The following is a 14,583-nucleotide window of genomic DNA, read 5'->3' as shown; positions in this document are numbered from 1 at the left end:
TAACCTCTAAAGCGCATCTGCCATCCTAAGTTTGCTCAACTGAGCTATTTTTCTGGCACTTGGCCGGCCAGGAGCCTTCAATGTTCATAACTCGTATTGCGATCGCGATGCGCCGTTTACTTTTCACGGTGCTTCTCTGCTCGCTAGCCCCACAGCCGGGCTCCGCAATCGAAATCGGTTCTTCCTTCATCGATCGGTTTTCTCATCTCAGCCGTGCGCGTTGGTTCGTTTCGGACGGATGGGCGAATGGCGACCATCAGGCGTGCATGTTTTCCGCACAAAACATCACAATCGATAGCGCGGGCCTGCAGCTGATGCTTCTCGGCAGACAAGTCAAAGACCGCAAGCAGACTTGCGCCGAAGTGCAGTCACTCGCAGCATTCGGGTATGGCACCTTCGAATTCCGCATGCGCCCCGCTGCGGGAGCGGGAATCGATTCCGGCGTTTTCACGTACTCCGGTCCGCCTGCCCAGGACCAGCCGCACGATGAAATCGACCTCGAATTTCTCGGCCGATACAGCGACAAGGTCCAGCTCAATTACTTCGTCAACGGACAAGCACAGGGCAACTCTCTCAACGAGATTCCGGCCAATGCGTTCGAAACGATGAATACCTATGCGATCCAGTGGTTCCCCGACAAACTCCGCTGGTTCGTCAACGGGAAGCTATTGAGAGAGGTCGTGCGGAAGGACGGCGCGCCCTACCCGACGCACCCGAGCAAGATCTATCTCACGATCTGGAATACGTCGACGCTGACCGATTGGCTTGGCACCTTCGACAGCTCAAAGCTGCCGATGTCGATCGGATATGAGTGGGTCGCCTACACGAAGGCCGGAGAACCTTGTCAGTTTCCGGAATCGATCCTTTGCAGTCAGAAGGACTGATAGCAAAGTTCGGACGTGTACTCAGGTTGCCGATACTGCGGGCCGCTTGGCGGCGACCTCTTCATAGAGGCTATCCCAATAATCCGACGCAGCATCTGGATTGAAAATTGTTTCAGCGGTCCGCCGCGCGCCGGCCCGCAGCCTAGGTAGAGTGCCTTTATCGGCGGCGATCTTCTCAAGCGCAGCATAGGTTTCTCGGGCGAGCCGCTCGACCTCGTCGGCGAAGAGCTTCTCAAATTTGGGTGTATCTCTTTCCGTGGAAGCCGAATAACGCCAGTCACCAAGCTCGGCTGTTTCGAGATCGAGAAGGATCGAATTCGTTTCGCCATCGAGGAACTCAGGCAACGCACCGCCGCGCGTTCCAATTACCGGCGTTCCATTGGCTAGGGCTTCGACCGCGCTATAGCCGAAGGTATCGGAGAACGTGGTGAGAAGCAGAAAATCGGATTCGGCCAGCAGTTTGTGAACGCGATCGTTCGCAAGCCCGCGATGGAAGACGACATTAGGAAGGTCAAGAAGCTTCAAGTAAGGATCGAAAAACTCTGGCCGAAGCGGATCAGTCCAGGTAGCGGCACCGAGTTCCAGGGTCGAGGCGATGGTTACTTCGACCGGCAGGCCTTTTTGCAAGGCCATTTCAGCGACACGCACGGCGACGCAGCCACCCTTGCGCGCGAAATGGTTGCCGACGAAGAAGATCCTAATCGGCAGGTTTTTTTCAGCTGAGTTCTCAAGAGGACGAAGGGGCGGCAGCGCGACATTGGGATAGCGGACCTCAAGCTTGGATATCAAGCGTTCGAACGCGCTATGGCCCTGGTGGAAATGGATGAAGGTGCGGCGCGCCAGCTCCGAGATCGCGATGATCCGCTTGCAACGACTATCTGCCAGCATGCCACGAAGCCAATTGAAGTAGGCCGTGGTCTCGAGACCAAAGCCGCGCGGCAGATGCGATTCAAAGCCGATGATGAATGGGCCGGAGTTCAAGGGAATCCGGTTGAACGCATGGATCAGATCGCGCCGCTCCCACGGAGGCGCATTCAAAATCGTGATGCCCTCAAGCTTGTTTGTCAGCTTGTTGAAGGGAATGAACGACCGGCGATTGATGACGTGCCTGGACTTCCGCGGGCCATTGAAAGACCAGGGATAGCGGGTCGGCGCCAGGATGGACAGCTGTCCATTCGCGTTCATGCTGTTACTAGCCCTCTACTCAGCCCGACCGGAGAACCGCCTCGGCATTTCGATCCGGCGCTCCCCTGTTTGCGATCCCGCGCAGAACACCGAGGAGCCCGATCGTGTCGTTAAGATCGACGAAGACGTCCGGCGGCGTTGCCTGAAGACGCTCAAGCTTAGCGTCGTAATCCTTGACGTCGAGTTCAGAGAGGAACGTCTCGACATTGGTGCCAAAGGGCTCGGCGAAGCTCCAGCCCATTCCAAGCCCCTCGACCCGTTGGCCAGTCGTCGTGTCCTTACGGGCAATAACCGGTACGCCGTAAAGCCCGCTTTCGTAGATGCGATTGGGAATCAGCCAGTCGGAATTGGCTCCCTGAGCGCTGAAGTCTACTGCCCAGGCAATATCAATGGCGCCGTAAATTTGATCCAATTCCCGCGCGCTGTCGTAAGCGCCGAAGAAATGCATGTTATCTGTCCGACTGCATACTTGGTTTAGCATCTCGTCGGTGATGCCGTCCGGTTCGGACGCCGTGCCTCGGATGTGAATGACGACTTTTGTTCCGAGCTTTGTGGCAATAGCTCGCAGTAGTTCCAAACTGCGCATGCAGCGGAGCACGCCAAACCAGCCGATGATCCATGGTTTTTCGGCGTCCTTGGATGACCGTGTTGCGACTCTGACGGAGCTCGCTGCACCTGGCCCGCCGCGAAAGACCTTATTTTCCAACAGGTGCCAAGGTCCGGCATATCCTTGCTTCGCCGCATAATAGTTGGCGATGAATGTTGGTGAACTAACCACCAGGAGGCTTGTCGTGCGCAGCAGCGCACGCTCAACGAAGCGCGCGAGCCAACTCTTGGCTCCCCCTTTGGTGAAGATGGGGTGGACGTCGAGCGCTTCGTAGACGATTGGGGCGGAGAGGCCCAAGCAGTACTTCGAGACCGCCGCCAGCCCAAGCATGTCCAAATTGCGTGCGTAGATAATGTCGGATTCGGCCAGTTCCTTGCGCGCGCGCAGTGTTTTGCCAAGCGCGCGGCCGACCATCATCAAGCGGTGCAGATAACTTCCGTCGGCCGTCTCGCCGAGATCGACGTTGGGCCAGGACGGCGCGCTCGATACGCCTTTACGGGTACGGTGAAACATCACCCCGAAGACGTCGGCGCCGAATGCCGTGAAAGCGGCAACTCTTTTGCGTATCGTGCTTTCATTGGAGTCGTGTCCGAAGAAAGCTATTCGAAGGCGTTCGTCGGGATTTGATGCGCTCATCGCTCGCGTCCGCCTCTAGCGATAGCGGGAGGTCGAGTACTCGGCGAAAGACCGGCCGAGCGCGCCCACGAGATAGCCAAGACCGCGGCAAAACGTATAGCAGTTCGCCACGAGCAGATACGGGGCCGAGGGGAAAGCGCGGACGGCGCCATACGCGATGCGGACGCTGCCATAGGCTACCCGTATCAGGCCGCTCCAGGCATTGCGGATGCGACCGACAGCGGCGCCGGATTTGAGCGCGTCGATCTTGGCTTCCGTGACGCCGGTGCGGAACCAGCGGCGCAAGAGCCAACTCGTTTTCATTCTCGTCACGGGGATCGCATCCCAGACGATCGCTGCGGGCGCCCAGCCGATGCGCTCGCCTGCATTCATGGCGCGGGTAACGAAGTGCGTATCCTCACCGCCGCTTTCATTGAAGATCGGATCGAAGGTGATCTCCAACTTTTTCAGATCAATCAGGATATTCGCCGATGATGCGTCCTGGGCGACGCCCTGCCGAAGCAGCGGAACGTAGGCATAGCCGCGAATGGGCGTCCAACTGTCCGGCGGTCGCTGAAACAGAGGATAGGTTGGGCCTGCGATGATCGCGGCGGCGGTGCGGTCCATAGAGTCGTCGAGCGCTTCGAGCCAACCCGGGCTCGCCATTTCGTCATCGTCGATGAACGCCAGTCTGTCCGCCTTCGATGCCCTTGCTTTCGCGAGCGCGGCGTTCCGCGCGTTGGCCAAGCCCTTTCGCGGCTCGGAAACGTAGGTCAATGGAAAGCGGAAGCTTTTATCCCACTTCGCAACCGTGCTCGCGGCAGACCCAGCGGGATCATTATCGACAACGATGACGACGACGTTCCGGTCGGCTGCCGGGTCCGACGTCAAGGAATCAAGCGATTTGAGAACGCGCGCAAGTCCGTCGGGGCGGCGATAGGTGCAAATTGCGATGGCGGTGCGCGTCATGGGTGGCTGCTCCGGCCCAAAGGCATCGCTGCTTTCAGCCTGTTGAGCACCGCTTGGCTCCCGTAACGAATGACGAGCGGCAGCGCGCGCGGGTGGGCGGAGATCCAGGCGATGCCCTCTCCCCATTTGCCTTCTTTGGCGAGAGACACAGCACGAACGAAGTCGGTGGTTCGATCCAGCGTGCGGCCGTAATCGACCGCTGCCTCATACGCGCGAGCACATCCCGCCTGCTCGGCGTCCCGCAACAGCGCCGCGTGCGCGACGTGAAGTTTGGCCATGTGCTCGTCAGTAAGACGCCAAGACTGAGATCCCGGGCGAAGACGATACTTATAGCTTGGCGTCGAGACGACCACGAAGCGGGCGCCGGCGAAAAGGCAGCTCAGGATGAACTGAAAATCCTCGCCAACCGGCAGGTCCTCGGGATGAGTAATCTCGTGACGCGCGATGAAGTCCGTCCGCACCATCACCTTAATGGCGCCAAGCGAGAAGCGCTTCTTGCCTAACACTTGGTTGGCGTCGATGAAGGTCGCGGAGTCGACCTCGAATAGAAACGGGACTTCGGCTGTCGGAAAAAGATAATCGCCAGTCGATTTGCCATCGACCGTGATGCGCTCGAAGTTATCACCGATGATGTCCGCGCCGGTCGCTTCCGCACATTGAATGAGCCCCGCCAGCCGTTCCGGCGCCATAAGATCGTCGCCATCGAGGATCGCGACCCAGTCGCCACTAGCGTGTTTCAACGCGACGTTACGCGCCGCGCCTGGTCCGCTGTTGCGCGCCTGCTTGATCAACTTAACTCGGGACTCGACTGCTGCGATGTTCGCGACAATCTCCGGCGTTCCATCATTGGACGCGTCGTCAACGACGATGACCTCCGAGACATTGCTCTGCGAAAGAGTGGAAGCGATCGCATCTGCAATGAAAGGAGCGACATTGAACGCCGCGACCACTACCGAGATTTTCGCCGCTGGCTTGGGTTGCAAATACCCGCACCCATCCTCGGCCGTGCTCGATAAGACGGATGCGATCACGATCTGGCTCCAGTCGGCAGGTCGGTAGGTCGTTCCCGGCAGCAGCGCTTTAGTGGCTGTCCCTGTCGCCGAGCATTTCGCTCGCCAAATAAGCGACCTCAGTTCTATTCTTTGCGTTAAGTTTCTTCATGATATTGCGCACGTGAACCTTCACGGTGCTTTCACACATGTTCAACTCGTAGGCGATGATCTTATTCGCCTTACCTTTACGAATTGCATCGATAACGGCGGTCTGCCTACGCGTGAAGAGATTGGATTTAAGCGGCCCATCTGACGTAGCCGCCGTCATGGCCGGCCGGGCCGCCATGAGACTGTTCACGGGGAAATAGCTGCCGCCCGCCATGACCAAGCGAAGGGCGTGAGCCGCGATTTCAAGCGAAATATCCGCGGGAATGAAGCCATTCGCTTCGCTGCTCAACGCCGCCAGGATGAGATCAACGTTGTTGCCGTCGGCCATGACAACGATCGGCACGCCCAATCCTGACGATTTCAGGCGCGCCACACGCGTTGAAACATCGGCGACGTTGCCGTCCATCGCGCATACGATAATGACCGAAGGACGAACTTCCGAAAGCTGCTCGAGATATTCCTCGACGCTTCCCGCCCCGATGCCTTTCATTTCCGTTGCATTCGAAAGGCTGGACAGAATGCAACTGCGCACGAATGACCGCGGCTCGATCACGATAAGCGTGGAAACGGGCGACGGCTTCAATTGAGAACATTCTGGAAACGATTTTTCCAGTGGGGCGGCATTTGCGGCGGGAAATGCCTTGTTCGCACCCAATGGAGGAGTGGAGCCGGACTCACGAAAAGAGGTACGCACGATACAAACTCCAAAACTCACTCTAACGAAGTACGGTACGTTTCGTAGACAACAGCGCCTTTATACCAATGTTAGATATAATTGGCCCGAAAACGTGTCTCCATTTTTAATAAATAGTGGCTGCATAATTAATGCCACACGCGCATTTAGATGGCGGCTCGACGGGAACGCTTCGTTAACCTCCGCCGAAAGGCTCAATCAACTATATGAGACGAAAGGAAAAATTCCTATCCAGTCGTTCTACGCCTTTTGTATGCGACCGAACTGAAAACATTGGCCATTTATAAAATTAACCAAGACGCACCATCTCCGAGCGCGCATTTTCTAAATTCGCAACTGTAAGTTCTTGCCCGCCTGTTTCATAGTTGGGCATTAAAAACGGGATATGGCGCATACTGACCAATATAGGTGCAAAATCCCGGCTGGGATCAACACCAATTCACGATCTCTCTTTAATTGAATCGCTTTGCGTGTCTTTTGGACAATAAAAAGAGCCAGCTTAAGCGGCTTGGTCGGTTTTGAGGACCGCCGGGATCGTGCGTACCAGAATTGCCATGTCGGCGCGCAATGACCATTCGCGAACATAGCGAACGTCATACTGCACCCGTTCCTGATAGCTGAGGAGGCTACGTCCGCTAACCTGCCAAAGGCCGGTAATGCCAGGCCGCGCTTTCATATAATAGGAGGCGTTTTCACCGTAGAAGTGCAGTTCGTCGGCGACGATCGGGCGAGGTCCAACGCAGCTCATGTCGCCGCGAAGGATATTAAAGAGCTGGGGCAGCTCATCGAGGCTGGTCTTCCGAAGAAGATAGCCAAGCGGCGTTACGCGCGGATCGTTGGCGAGTTTGCGGGTCATCCGCCACTCCTCGGCCGCAGCCGGATCATTTTGGATGTGCCACCTAAGAACCTCATCACCATTCGGCACCATCGTGCGGAACTTGAGGCAGTTGAATAGGCGCCCATTCATCCCAACACGGCGATGACGGTATATCACGTCGCCGCCGGTGAGCAGTTTGATCGCGCTCGCGATGACTAGGAGCAGAGGCGACAGCAGCACCAATGCGACCGAGGCAACGGCAATATCGAAAACGCGCTTCGCCGGGCCGCCGACAGGGTGGCCAACCGCAGAACTCCGGCGCCCCCACCGGACGCGACGTTGGGGAAAGCCCTGACCCGCGTCCGCCGCATCTCCCGAGATCGCGGCATAAACCTTGGAGGGAACCAACAGGGAGGGGGGCAGAACCCCAGCCTCACTACCGCCCTTCGAGCGCGCAACCGCGGAAAAGTCGCGAGGCGAAATGACGGACATTCAGACTCTACCCCCGCAAAACATACAGATATCTTAACAATGTACGGACCTATGGCTCAGTTTGATCATCAAATATTGCTCTGCAAAAGCCAAGCGAACCAAAAGATGTAAAATGGGTCTGGAACTCGGTGGCAGTTACCGCCAACGAATGAGCCCTATCGGTGGTCGATCAGCTTTTTGGGAGCGAGGTAGCGTCATTTGAACGCCGCGTTCGGCGAGCTCGCCCGAACTGGATCAAGGGTCTCTCGAGCAGGATCCACGACAACGAGGCCAAGATCACCGTGATGGCTAGGTCCATCACAAAGGACCCGCGCAAGTGGACATGCCCGTTGAAGCCAAAAAAGTTCAGAATGGCTTCGGAATGGATGACCGGGTGAAAGAGGTAGGCCGCATAGCTTATGACGCCGAGTAAACGGAACGGCGCGAAATCCAGCGCGCGCACGACCATTCCGTTCTGAGTCTGCGAAATCTGAACGAGCAGACAAGCTGCGAGAAGGCCAACCGCGGGCCGGCACGTTTCGATGAACAACGGATTTGGCGTCAGAATGGGAAATAAGAGGATCAATCCGAAAACCAGGATGAGAGCTGGCGCATTCAACAACGCTCTTGGAAGAGGCCGGCCGGCAAAAATTCCTGCCAACCCCCCAAAACCAAACAATCCGATATTTACGATGGAGTTGACGTCGAACGTCGTTTGCGGCCGCCCCTGGGCGAGAAAATAGCCGTTGGCCCCAACGCTAACCGCGAGAAGCCCGGCGCAGATTCCGGGCAGCCATCGCCTTGGCAGGAAGAGCACAATGGGAGCGAATAGCGCGTAGTATTGCTGTTCGACCGCCAAGCTCCAAAGGTGACCGAGATCACCTTCCCATCCGTGGCGCTCTATATAGATGTTGGAATAGAAGAACCAATCGGCGCGTTGCATCCCCAAGGATACGGGGTGGTAAAATCCGCAGGCGGCCAAGATCGCGAGGACAACCAAGAGGGCATAGTAGGGCGGAAAGATCCGCAGGATGCGGCCTCGATAGAAGTTCGACAAAGCAGCAAATTGGGAGATCTTTGCGGCTTCAATGCCCTCGCGCTGGCGGCCCAATATGCGGGTTATCAAAAAGCCGCTGAGAACAAAGAAGAGCCATACAGCCACCGATCCCAGCCGATCCGTAACCCCAGTCGGAATTTTGTGGCTAACGAAGACCAGCAGGAATGCTATCGCCCGCAGCCCGTCGAAGCCCTTAATCCGATCTGACGACATTAACCTCGGCTCGGCGTAGACTGTAATAGCACTGGCACAGACATCTATTCTATTGGACAGCTACCTGTAATGCGGCGGGAATGCCAAACCGTCCGATCCTTATTCATTAAGGCGCTGTACCTCTAGATGACCGGCGCATTGTTTGCATAGAAGTCCCCTGACAGCGCACAGTAGCGAACGACCTGGGTCCGAGGGAATGCAAAAGCAGATTAAGACACTCGTTAAAGCCGCGGGCATCGAGCGGCGGCACGTAGCCGCTGCTCGGATGTGGGCGGAACGCCACGCATTGGCAACGTTTGGAAAGTCGCGTGAGAAGCTAACCGGGCGAATTCTCTGCTATCATTCCATCGACGAACCCGAGATGGGCGTGAACGACGTCAGCGAGCGCCAATTCCGCGACCAGATCGAGCTGGCGATTGCCAAAGGATATCGCTTCGTCGAGCCGCAGCGGATCGCGCGCGGCCACGGACAGGACAAAGAACTGGCGATTACCTTCGATGACGGAAGGAAGAGCGTCCTCACACACGCTGCGCGCATTCTAGCGGAGTATCAGATACCCTGGACCCTATTCGTCGTCACCAAGTGGACGGATGAACATTCAGCACAGTCGCCGATCATTTCCTGGCGAGACGTGGAAACGTTGCGAGCCAACGGCGTCGAGATCGGTAGCCATTCCAGTACGCATCCCGATTTCGGAACGCTCGACGAGCGATATTTGGCGGAAGAGCTTGCCGGGTCACGCGCAATGTTTGCGCAGCGGCTCGGATTCGAGCCGATCTCCTTCGCTATTCCACTGGGCCAGTCGATGAACTGGACGGCCGCGGCAGCTGCGGTTGCGCGCGAGGCCGGATACGAAATCATTTATGCGCAGGCCGAGGAGACGCGGCCGCCCGATACGGTTCCACGGACGTTCGTCACCCACTTCGATAGCCCTCGAATCTTCAGCGCCTTGCTTTCGGGCGCCTACGACAGCTGGGAGGAATGGGTATGACGAATTCTGCGACTCGCACTGTCTCGGTAATTATCGGCACGCGTGACCGGCCCGCGCTATTGCGTGAAGCGTTGCAAAGCATTCGCGCGCTGGAGGGTCCGGATCTCACGTTCGAGATTCTAATCGGCGATAATGGTTCGACGCCGGAAACAGCCGCGGTTGCCGCCGAGTTCGGCGCTTCGCACTGGAAGACGGACAAGAACGGCTGCGCCGCGGCGCGAAACCTAGCGATGCGGCACGTGACCGGCGAGTTCGTCGCTTTTCTCGACGATGACGATCTTTGGCTGCCTGAACACATCCGACCCCATATCGCCTTTCTCGACGCGCATCCCGATTACGAGGCCGCTTTCGGACAGATCGTCAGCACGGATACCGAGCGACGCGCCGTTGGCGAACCTTGGCCCAGCTCTTTGCCATCAGACGGTGATGTGTTCCATATGATGCTGAGAGGCTATTTTCCTCAGGTTGGCGGAAGCGTCTTTCGGGGCAATTCGATATCCAAGTATGGCCTAATGGATGAGACGCTCATTGGCGACTCGGATTGGGATTGGCAATTAAGAATAGCCCGCAACGGTCGCGTTGGCTTCATACCTACGCCGTGCGTCCTGTTTCGACAAAGACCGCCCGGCACGTTCGATCGTCTCCAGCTCCTTCGACAAAAATACACCAAGCGCATTTTTCGCCGTCACGTGCTTTTACCTCGCACGCCGCCGTTCCATCGTCTTGGTATTCGCGGAGCCTATCGCGCGCATGCCGCCGCCGTGTGGCAGTACTTCGATTACTTCTGCACCAATGCGGTACAACGTTCCAAGGCCGGCGACTACGAAAGTGCCCGCTACGCAGTCATGGGAGCTTTTCGAACCTTGCCCCATGTGGCGTTGTCACGCTTCATCCGATCGTCGGATTTGCGTGATGCAGCCTTGACGAGTCTTCTCGGCTCGCGCGCCTCGGCTGCCGAAAAGAACAACAGCTAAATTCGTGAGGCATCCGCGTTGATGTCCCGCGTGAGACTGCCAACGCAACAACGCCTGCGAGCTCCTGAAACGCGCAAGCTGCAGATGGACGTTGCTCCGCGTTTTATCTTCTATCGAGTATGGAGCGCTTCAACCATTCGGGAAGCAGTAGCGGCCCGTATTTGTGGAATGCCTTCTTGCCCTTGAAATAGCCGTTGGCATTGAGCTTGCGCCATACTGCGTAGCGATCGCGCGCCGGCACCATACCCATGAAGCTCCGCGTGATGGCATCGGTGCTTAAGCTGGAGCCGACGATGCTATGATGGCGACGGTCCGGCTCGCCCAGATATGGCGTTTCGAGATCTTGCCGCTCGGTGAACGTGCGCGGATCCGGCGGTGGCAAATCGCGAACCCGGTCATAAACGCGCTCCAGGAATGCGAGCCAACCTGGCGGTGTGTGCTGGCTGACAACCGCTTCGTGGGACGCTTCAGCTACGCTCCGGCGATAGGGCTCGTCACGTATCAAACGCGAGAGCTTCTCTTCGTAGTCCGCTTGCGATGTTGCTACGATTGATGTCCCATCGAGACCAACGTGATTGATGCCGAATATTCGCGCTTCCCTCGGGGCATCAAATATTGTCAGCAGCGGGAGACCGTAACCGGCTGCCTCCATCATCGACGTCGAGGAAACGAACGGGTAAGAGTCGACGTAGATGTCGGCGGCTTCGAAATAAGCTTTCGGCAACTCGATCTCGGGAAGCGTTTCCAGCTGACCCGGATAGGCGCGTTTTACTGGCTCCCAATCCGCGGGATTGCCGACACCAATGACCAAAAGCTTGGCCCTAGGGTTTTCCGCGAGCACCTTGGCATGCCGATCGGCAAACGTGATGCCGTTGATGCTCCGGTATTTGACGCCGCGCGCAACGGAGAGAATAAGCACGCAGTCTGGATCAATCCCAAGCGCGCGCTTGGCTTCAGCCCGTGTTTTTTCCCTAACCGTTGGATCGACGATCGTCGGCATTATGATGCTTCGCCGCGGCTCAACTCCGCGCCGATTGATCGCGATGTCTTCGGCCGCTTCGCGGAGGCTGATGACGACTTGGCTAATGCTAGGCCCGATCCAGAAAAGATGATCGGCATGGTTTAGTAGAATAATCGGCGGCATCGCCTTTGGATCCGAGAAGGCGATAAGCGGGATCACATCCTCACAATGAAAATGAAGGACGACAGCGTCGAACTGCTTTGCAAGACGGCGCAGTTCAAGCGCCCACTCGAGCTTCCCGCCAGGCGAATGGTTGAGTTCGTAAATGCGGCCACCACTCCTGGCGAACGCTTCCTTGGTATGATCGGGTATCGGACCGCGATGCTGTGTCAAAACCAGTGAGTTCTTCCGGCTCTTGTCGGCATTCACCCATCGGCTGATCATGCGCGTGAGGCCACCAACCGGCGCCAGTTCCGTTGCGATGTGGAGAACGGATTTGATTGGCTTTGTACGGCTTACCGGGATCTCAGCGTGATCGCGGCCTGAAAGCGCGTCGCCTATTCCTATCAAGATCCTCTCGATGCGCGGGCTGGCGAAAATTCCACAATGGCGATGCGCCGCGATGCTGGCGGCAACCGCGGCAGTCAACGATGCAGCCGCGAGACGCCCTTCGCTGAATAGCTTTTCGGCGTGACGAACATGCGCGTCATATTCGTCGTAGCTCACCAGAATTGGATTCTGTTCCTGAGGCGTCAGAAGTTGCATGAGAGCGCCCTCCTACTCGTATTGTTGGGCAGCCAATGCCTCGCTAAAGCGCTCAAGCTGAATAGATGATTCAACTTGGTCGAGCGCCGGGCTCATGCGTTCACGAGGCAAGATTGCTTCAGTGTTTCGACCACGGTGTCCTGTTCGTCGGAGGTCATCTGAGCGTAAAGCGGCAGGATGATGCATTCGTCCTGGGCAGATTCCGATCTGGCGAGCGTTGCGTCCGACTTGCCACCGTAGGGCGCCTCGCGATGCGCGCACATGATGCCGCGACGCGTGGCGATCCCGGCGTCCAGCATGGCTTGCATCACCGCTTTTTGATCGACGTTGTTGGGAAGCCGCACGCAATAGCTCTGCCAATTGCTGCGCGCGTAAGAGGGTTCGGTGGGCGCCTCAATACCGGCGTTGCCTGCGAGAAGAGCCGTGTAACGGTCAGCGATTTTGCGCCGCCTCGCGACAACCTCGGGTACGCGCTTCAGCTGCTCGCGTCCGATCGCTGCCTGGATGTCGGTCATGCGGTAGTTGTATCCGACGATCGGGTAACTTTCGAAGATGACTTTGGCGGCGCCGTGCCGGACCGTGTCCGGCACGCTCATGCCGTGTTGGCGAAGCAAACGAAATTTCGCGTCCCATTCGGGGTTGGCGGTCGTTAGCATGCCACCGTCGCCAGTGTTCATGATCTTGCGCGGATGAAAAGAGAAGCATGCGATGTCGCCGTGCGGCGCGCCGATGCGCTCCCAATTTCCCTTCCAATTGATTTCGCTGCCGATGCCACAGGCCGCATCTTCGATGACCGGCAGTCCGTGCTCGGCGGCAACCGCAATAATCTTCTCGAGATTACACGGCATGCCGATCTGATGGACGCATAGAATAGCCCGCGTCTTCGAAGTGATCGCACTTTCGATGAGTTCGGGGTCGATGTTGAACCCTCCCTCCTCGATGTCGATGAAGACAGGCGTTGCCCCGCAATAGCGAATGGCATTTGCCGTCGCTATGAAAGTGTGACTCACCGTGATGACTTCGTCGCCTTCGCGAACATCGAGCGCGAGCAGCGCCAAGTGAAGCGCCGTCGTGCAACTCGACACCGCGCAAGCGTAGGGCGCCCCGACGAATGCCGCGAATTCCTTCTCGAACGCTGCGACCTCTGGGCCCTGGGTCGTCCAGCCGCTAAGGATGACGCGGCGAACGGCGTCCGCCTCCCGCTCATCCATCACTGGCCGCATAATCGGGATCATGCTGCGCTCTTACGCTTCATCTGCCACCAATGAACGAGGCGGCGAAGTCCTTCATCGAGATCGACTTCGGCACGGAAGCCAAGGTCCTTTTCAGCCGCCGTCGTGTCGGCGAGCCGACGCGAAACCGGGTTGACCTTCCGTTCAGGGCCGTATTCGGGCTTCATGGTTGAACCCATGACGCGAAGGAGCGCATAGGCCAAATCGTTCAGCGAGGTCTCGACGCCACTCGCGACGTTGTAGACGTTATCGGACTTGTCCGACTGCAAAGCGAGAATGTTGCTGCGGGCGACATCGTCGATATAGATGAAGTCCATCGTCTGCAGGCCGTCGCCGAAGATCAACGGAGGCTGTCCGGCCTCGATGCGTTCCATCCAACGGATCAGGACTTCAGTGTATTTCCCGTAGATATCCATGCGCGGGCCATAGACATTGAAGTAGCGCAGGGCAACGTACGGCAGGCCGTACATGTCGTTGAAGGAGCGCAGCAGGCCCTCGAGCATGATCTTGCTCGCGCCATACCAGGTGCGGTTGTTATAGGGATGATGGTCTTCCTTGGTGGGGAAGATGTCAGCCAAACCGTAGATCGACGCGGACGACGCCGTAACAAACTTCTTCACACCCTTGGCTTGCGCCGCTTCGAGCACGTTGAACGATCCATCGCACATCACCTCGAGCGCCGCGCGTGGCTGCTCTGCACAGGCGGTAATGCGCAGCGTCGCCATGTGAATGACTGCGTCCATACCCTCGGTCACACGATTGACCGTAGCAACATCGCGGATGTCGCCTTTGACCAATTCGACGCGTGGATCGCGCAGCGCATTCTCAACGTTGCCGATCGTCCCGCGATCAAGGTTGTCAAGAATGACGATCTTGCCCGGCTTGTGATCTTGCAGAAGAAGGTCGATCGTGGTCGAGCCGACAAGCCCGCATCCACCGGTCACCAAAATATTCGCGCCATCGATCAACATAACTGTCTCTCCGTCCC

Annotated in this window: 13 protein-coding genes; 3 read left to right on the top strand and 10 right to left on the bottom strand. The window is 57.5% G+C overall.

Annotated features, from left to right (window positions below; genetic code table 11):
* Positions 1-80: 80 nt before the first annotated feature.
* Positions 81-884 carry a family 16 glycosylhydrolase gene (locus EKK30_RS14315; protein WP_290986150.1) on the top strand — a complete coding sequence of 268 codons (804 nt, stop codon included), beginning with the start codon at positions 81-83 and terminating at the stop codon, positions 882-884.
* A gap of 21 nt (positions 885-905) precedes the next feature.
* On the opposite strand, the gene EKK30_RS14310 is transcribed toward EKK30_RS14315, so the two are convergent.
* From EKK30_RS14310 to EKK30_RS14280, 7 genes are all read right to left on the bottom strand, one after another.
* Entirely contained in the window at positions 906-2,069 is a 1,164-nt protein-coding gene (locus EKK30_RS14310; protein ID WP_290986149.1) for a glycosyltransferase family 4 protein, read from the bottom strand.
* Positions 2,070-2,088: 19 nt separating this feature from the next.
* A complete protein-coding gene (locus EKK30_RS14305; protein ID WP_290986148.1) occupies positions 2,089-3,312 on the bottom strand; it encodes a glucosyl transferase in 1,224 nt (407 codons plus the stop codon).
* A gap of 15 nt (positions 3,313-3,327) precedes the next feature.
* Entirely contained in the window at positions 3,328-4,260 is a 933-nt protein-coding gene (locus tag EKK30_RS14300) for a glycosyltransferase (protein ID WP_290986147.1), read from the bottom strand.
* On the bottom strand, positions 4,257-5,291 hold the full coding sequence (locus tag EKK30_RS14295; protein ID WP_290986145.1) for a glycosyltransferase family 2 protein: 1,035 nt from the start codon (positions 5,289-5,291) through the stop codon (positions 4,257-4,259). The genes EKK30_RS14300 and EKK30_RS14295 overlap by 4 nt, the downstream gene beginning before the upstream one ends.
* 49 nt (positions 5,292-5,340) lie before the next feature.
* A complete protein-coding gene (locus EKK30_RS14290; protein ID WP_290986144.1) occupies positions 5,341-5,910 on the bottom strand; it encodes a response regulator transcription factor in 570 nt (189 codons plus the stop codon).
* A gap of 703 nt (positions 5,911-6,613) precedes the next feature.
* Positions 6,614-7,423, bottom strand: coding sequence for a sugar transferase (locus tag EKK30_RS14285; RefSeq protein ID WP_290986143.1), 810 nt, complete (start codon positions 7,421-7,423; stop codon positions 6,614-6,616).
* A 169-nt stretch (positions 7,424-7,592) separates the two neighbouring features.
* Positions 7,593-8,672 carry an acyltransferase gene (locus EKK30_RS14280; protein ID WP_290986142.1) on the bottom strand — a complete coding sequence of 360 codons (1,080 nt, stop codon included), beginning with the start codon at positions 8,670-8,672 and terminating at the stop codon, positions 7,593-7,595.
* A 196-nt stretch (positions 8,673-8,868) separates the two neighbouring features.
* On the opposite strand from EKK30_RS14280, the gene EKK30_RS14275 reads away from it, so the two are divergent.
* Together EKK30_RS14275 and EKK30_RS14270 are read left to right on the top strand one after the other, a co-directional pair.
* Positions 8,869-9,663: a polysaccharide deacetylase family protein gene (locus EKK30_RS14275; protein WP_290986141.1), complete on the top strand. Its 795-nt coding sequence runs from the start codon at positions 8,869-8,871 to the stop codon at positions 9,661-9,663.
* Positions 9,660-10,637 carry a glycosyltransferase family 2 protein gene (locus EKK30_RS14270; RefSeq protein WP_290986139.1) on the top strand — a complete coding sequence of 326 codons (978 nt, stop codon included), beginning with the start codon at positions 9,660-9,662 and terminating at the stop codon, positions 10,635-10,637. The genes EKK30_RS14275 and EKK30_RS14270 overlap by 4 nt, the downstream gene beginning before the upstream one ends.
* A gap of 103 nt (positions 10,638-10,740) precedes the next feature.
* Here the strand turns inward: EKK30_RS14270 and EKK30_RS14265 are convergent, their stop codons facing one another.
* The 3 genes from EKK30_RS14265 to EKK30_RS14255 form a co-directional block, all read right to left on the bottom strand.
* Entirely contained in the window at positions 10,741-12,363 is a 1,623-nt protein-coding gene (locus tag EKK30_RS14265) for a glycosyl transferase family 1 (RefSeq protein ID WP_290986138.1), read from the bottom strand.
* A 92-nt stretch (positions 12,364-12,455) separates the two neighbouring features.
* Positions 12,456-13,598, bottom strand: a complete 1,143-nt coding sequence (locus EKK30_RS14260) for a DegT/DnrJ/EryC1/StrS aminotransferase family protein (RefSeq protein WP_290986137.1) — start codon at positions 13,596-13,598, stop codon at positions 12,456-12,458.
* A complete protein-coding gene (locus EKK30_RS14255) occupies positions 13,595-14,566 on the bottom strand; it encodes an NAD-dependent epimerase/dehydratase family protein (protein ID WP_290986136.1) in 972 nt (323 codons plus the stop codon). The genes EKK30_RS14260 and EKK30_RS14255 overlap by 4 nt, the downstream gene beginning before the upstream one ends.
* Positions 14,567-14,583: the final 17 nt, after the last annotated feature.

Source organism: Hyphomicrobium sp. (assembly GCF_003987855.1).
Taxonomy (GTDB): Bacteria; Pseudomonadota; Alphaproteobacteria; order Rhizobiales; family Hyphomicrobiaceae; genus Hyphomicrobium_B.
This window is presented reverse-complemented; position numbering and strand designations above follow the sequence as displayed.

What these genes read in the sequence shown, in the direction of transcription:
- EKK30_RS14265 (WP_290986138.1), bottom strand. Translation starts at nt 12,363, where the DNA reads ATGCAACTTCTGACGCCTCAGGAACAGAATCCAATTCTGGTGAGCTAC.
- EKK30_RS14280 (WP_290986142.1), bottom strand. Translation starts at nt 8,672, where the DNA reads ATGTCGTCAGATCGGATTAAGGGCTTCGACGGGCTGCGGGCGATAGCA.
- EKK30_RS14305 (WP_290986148.1), bottom strand. Translation starts at nt 3,312, where the DNA reads ATGAGCGCATCAAATCCCGACGAACGCCTTCGAATAGCTTTCTTCGGA.
- EKK30_RS14260 (WP_290986137.1), bottom strand. Translation starts at nt 13,598, where the DNA reads ATGATCCCGATTATGCGGCCAGTGATGGATGAGCGGGAGGCGGACGCC.
- EKK30_RS14270 (WP_290986139.1), top strand. Translation starts at nt 9,660, where the DNA reads ATGACGAATTCTGCGACTCGCACTGTCTCGGTAATTATCGGCACGCGT.
- EKK30_RS14290 (WP_290986144.1), bottom strand. Translation starts at nt 5,910, where the DNA reads ATGAAAGGCATCGGGGCGGGAAGCGTCGAGGAATATCTCGAGCAGCTT.
- EKK30_RS14285 (WP_290986143.1), bottom strand. Translation starts at nt 7,423, where the DNA reads ATGTCCGTCATTTCGCCTCGCGACTTTTCCGCGGTTGCGCGCTCGAAG.
- EKK30_RS14310 (WP_290986149.1), bottom strand. Translation starts at nt 2,069, where the DNA reads ATGAACGCGAATGGACAGCTGTCCATCCTGGCGCCGACCCGCTATCCC.
- EKK30_RS14300 (WP_290986147.1), bottom strand. Translation starts at nt 4,260, where the DNA reads ATGACGCGCACCGCCATCGCAATTTGCACCTATCGCCGCCCCGACGGA.
- EKK30_RS14275 (WP_290986141.1), top strand. Translation starts at nt 8,869, where the DNA reads ATGCAAAAGCAGATTAAGACACTCGTTAAAGCCGCGGGCATCGAGCGG.
- EKK30_RS14315 (WP_290986150.1), top strand. Translation starts at nt 81, where the DNA reads ATGTTCATAACTCGTATTGCGATCGCGATGCGCCGTTTACTTTTCACG.
- EKK30_RS14255 (WP_290986136.1), bottom strand. Translation starts at nt 14,566, where the DNA reads ATGTTGATCGATGGCGCGAATATTTTGGTGACCGGTGGATGCGGGCTT.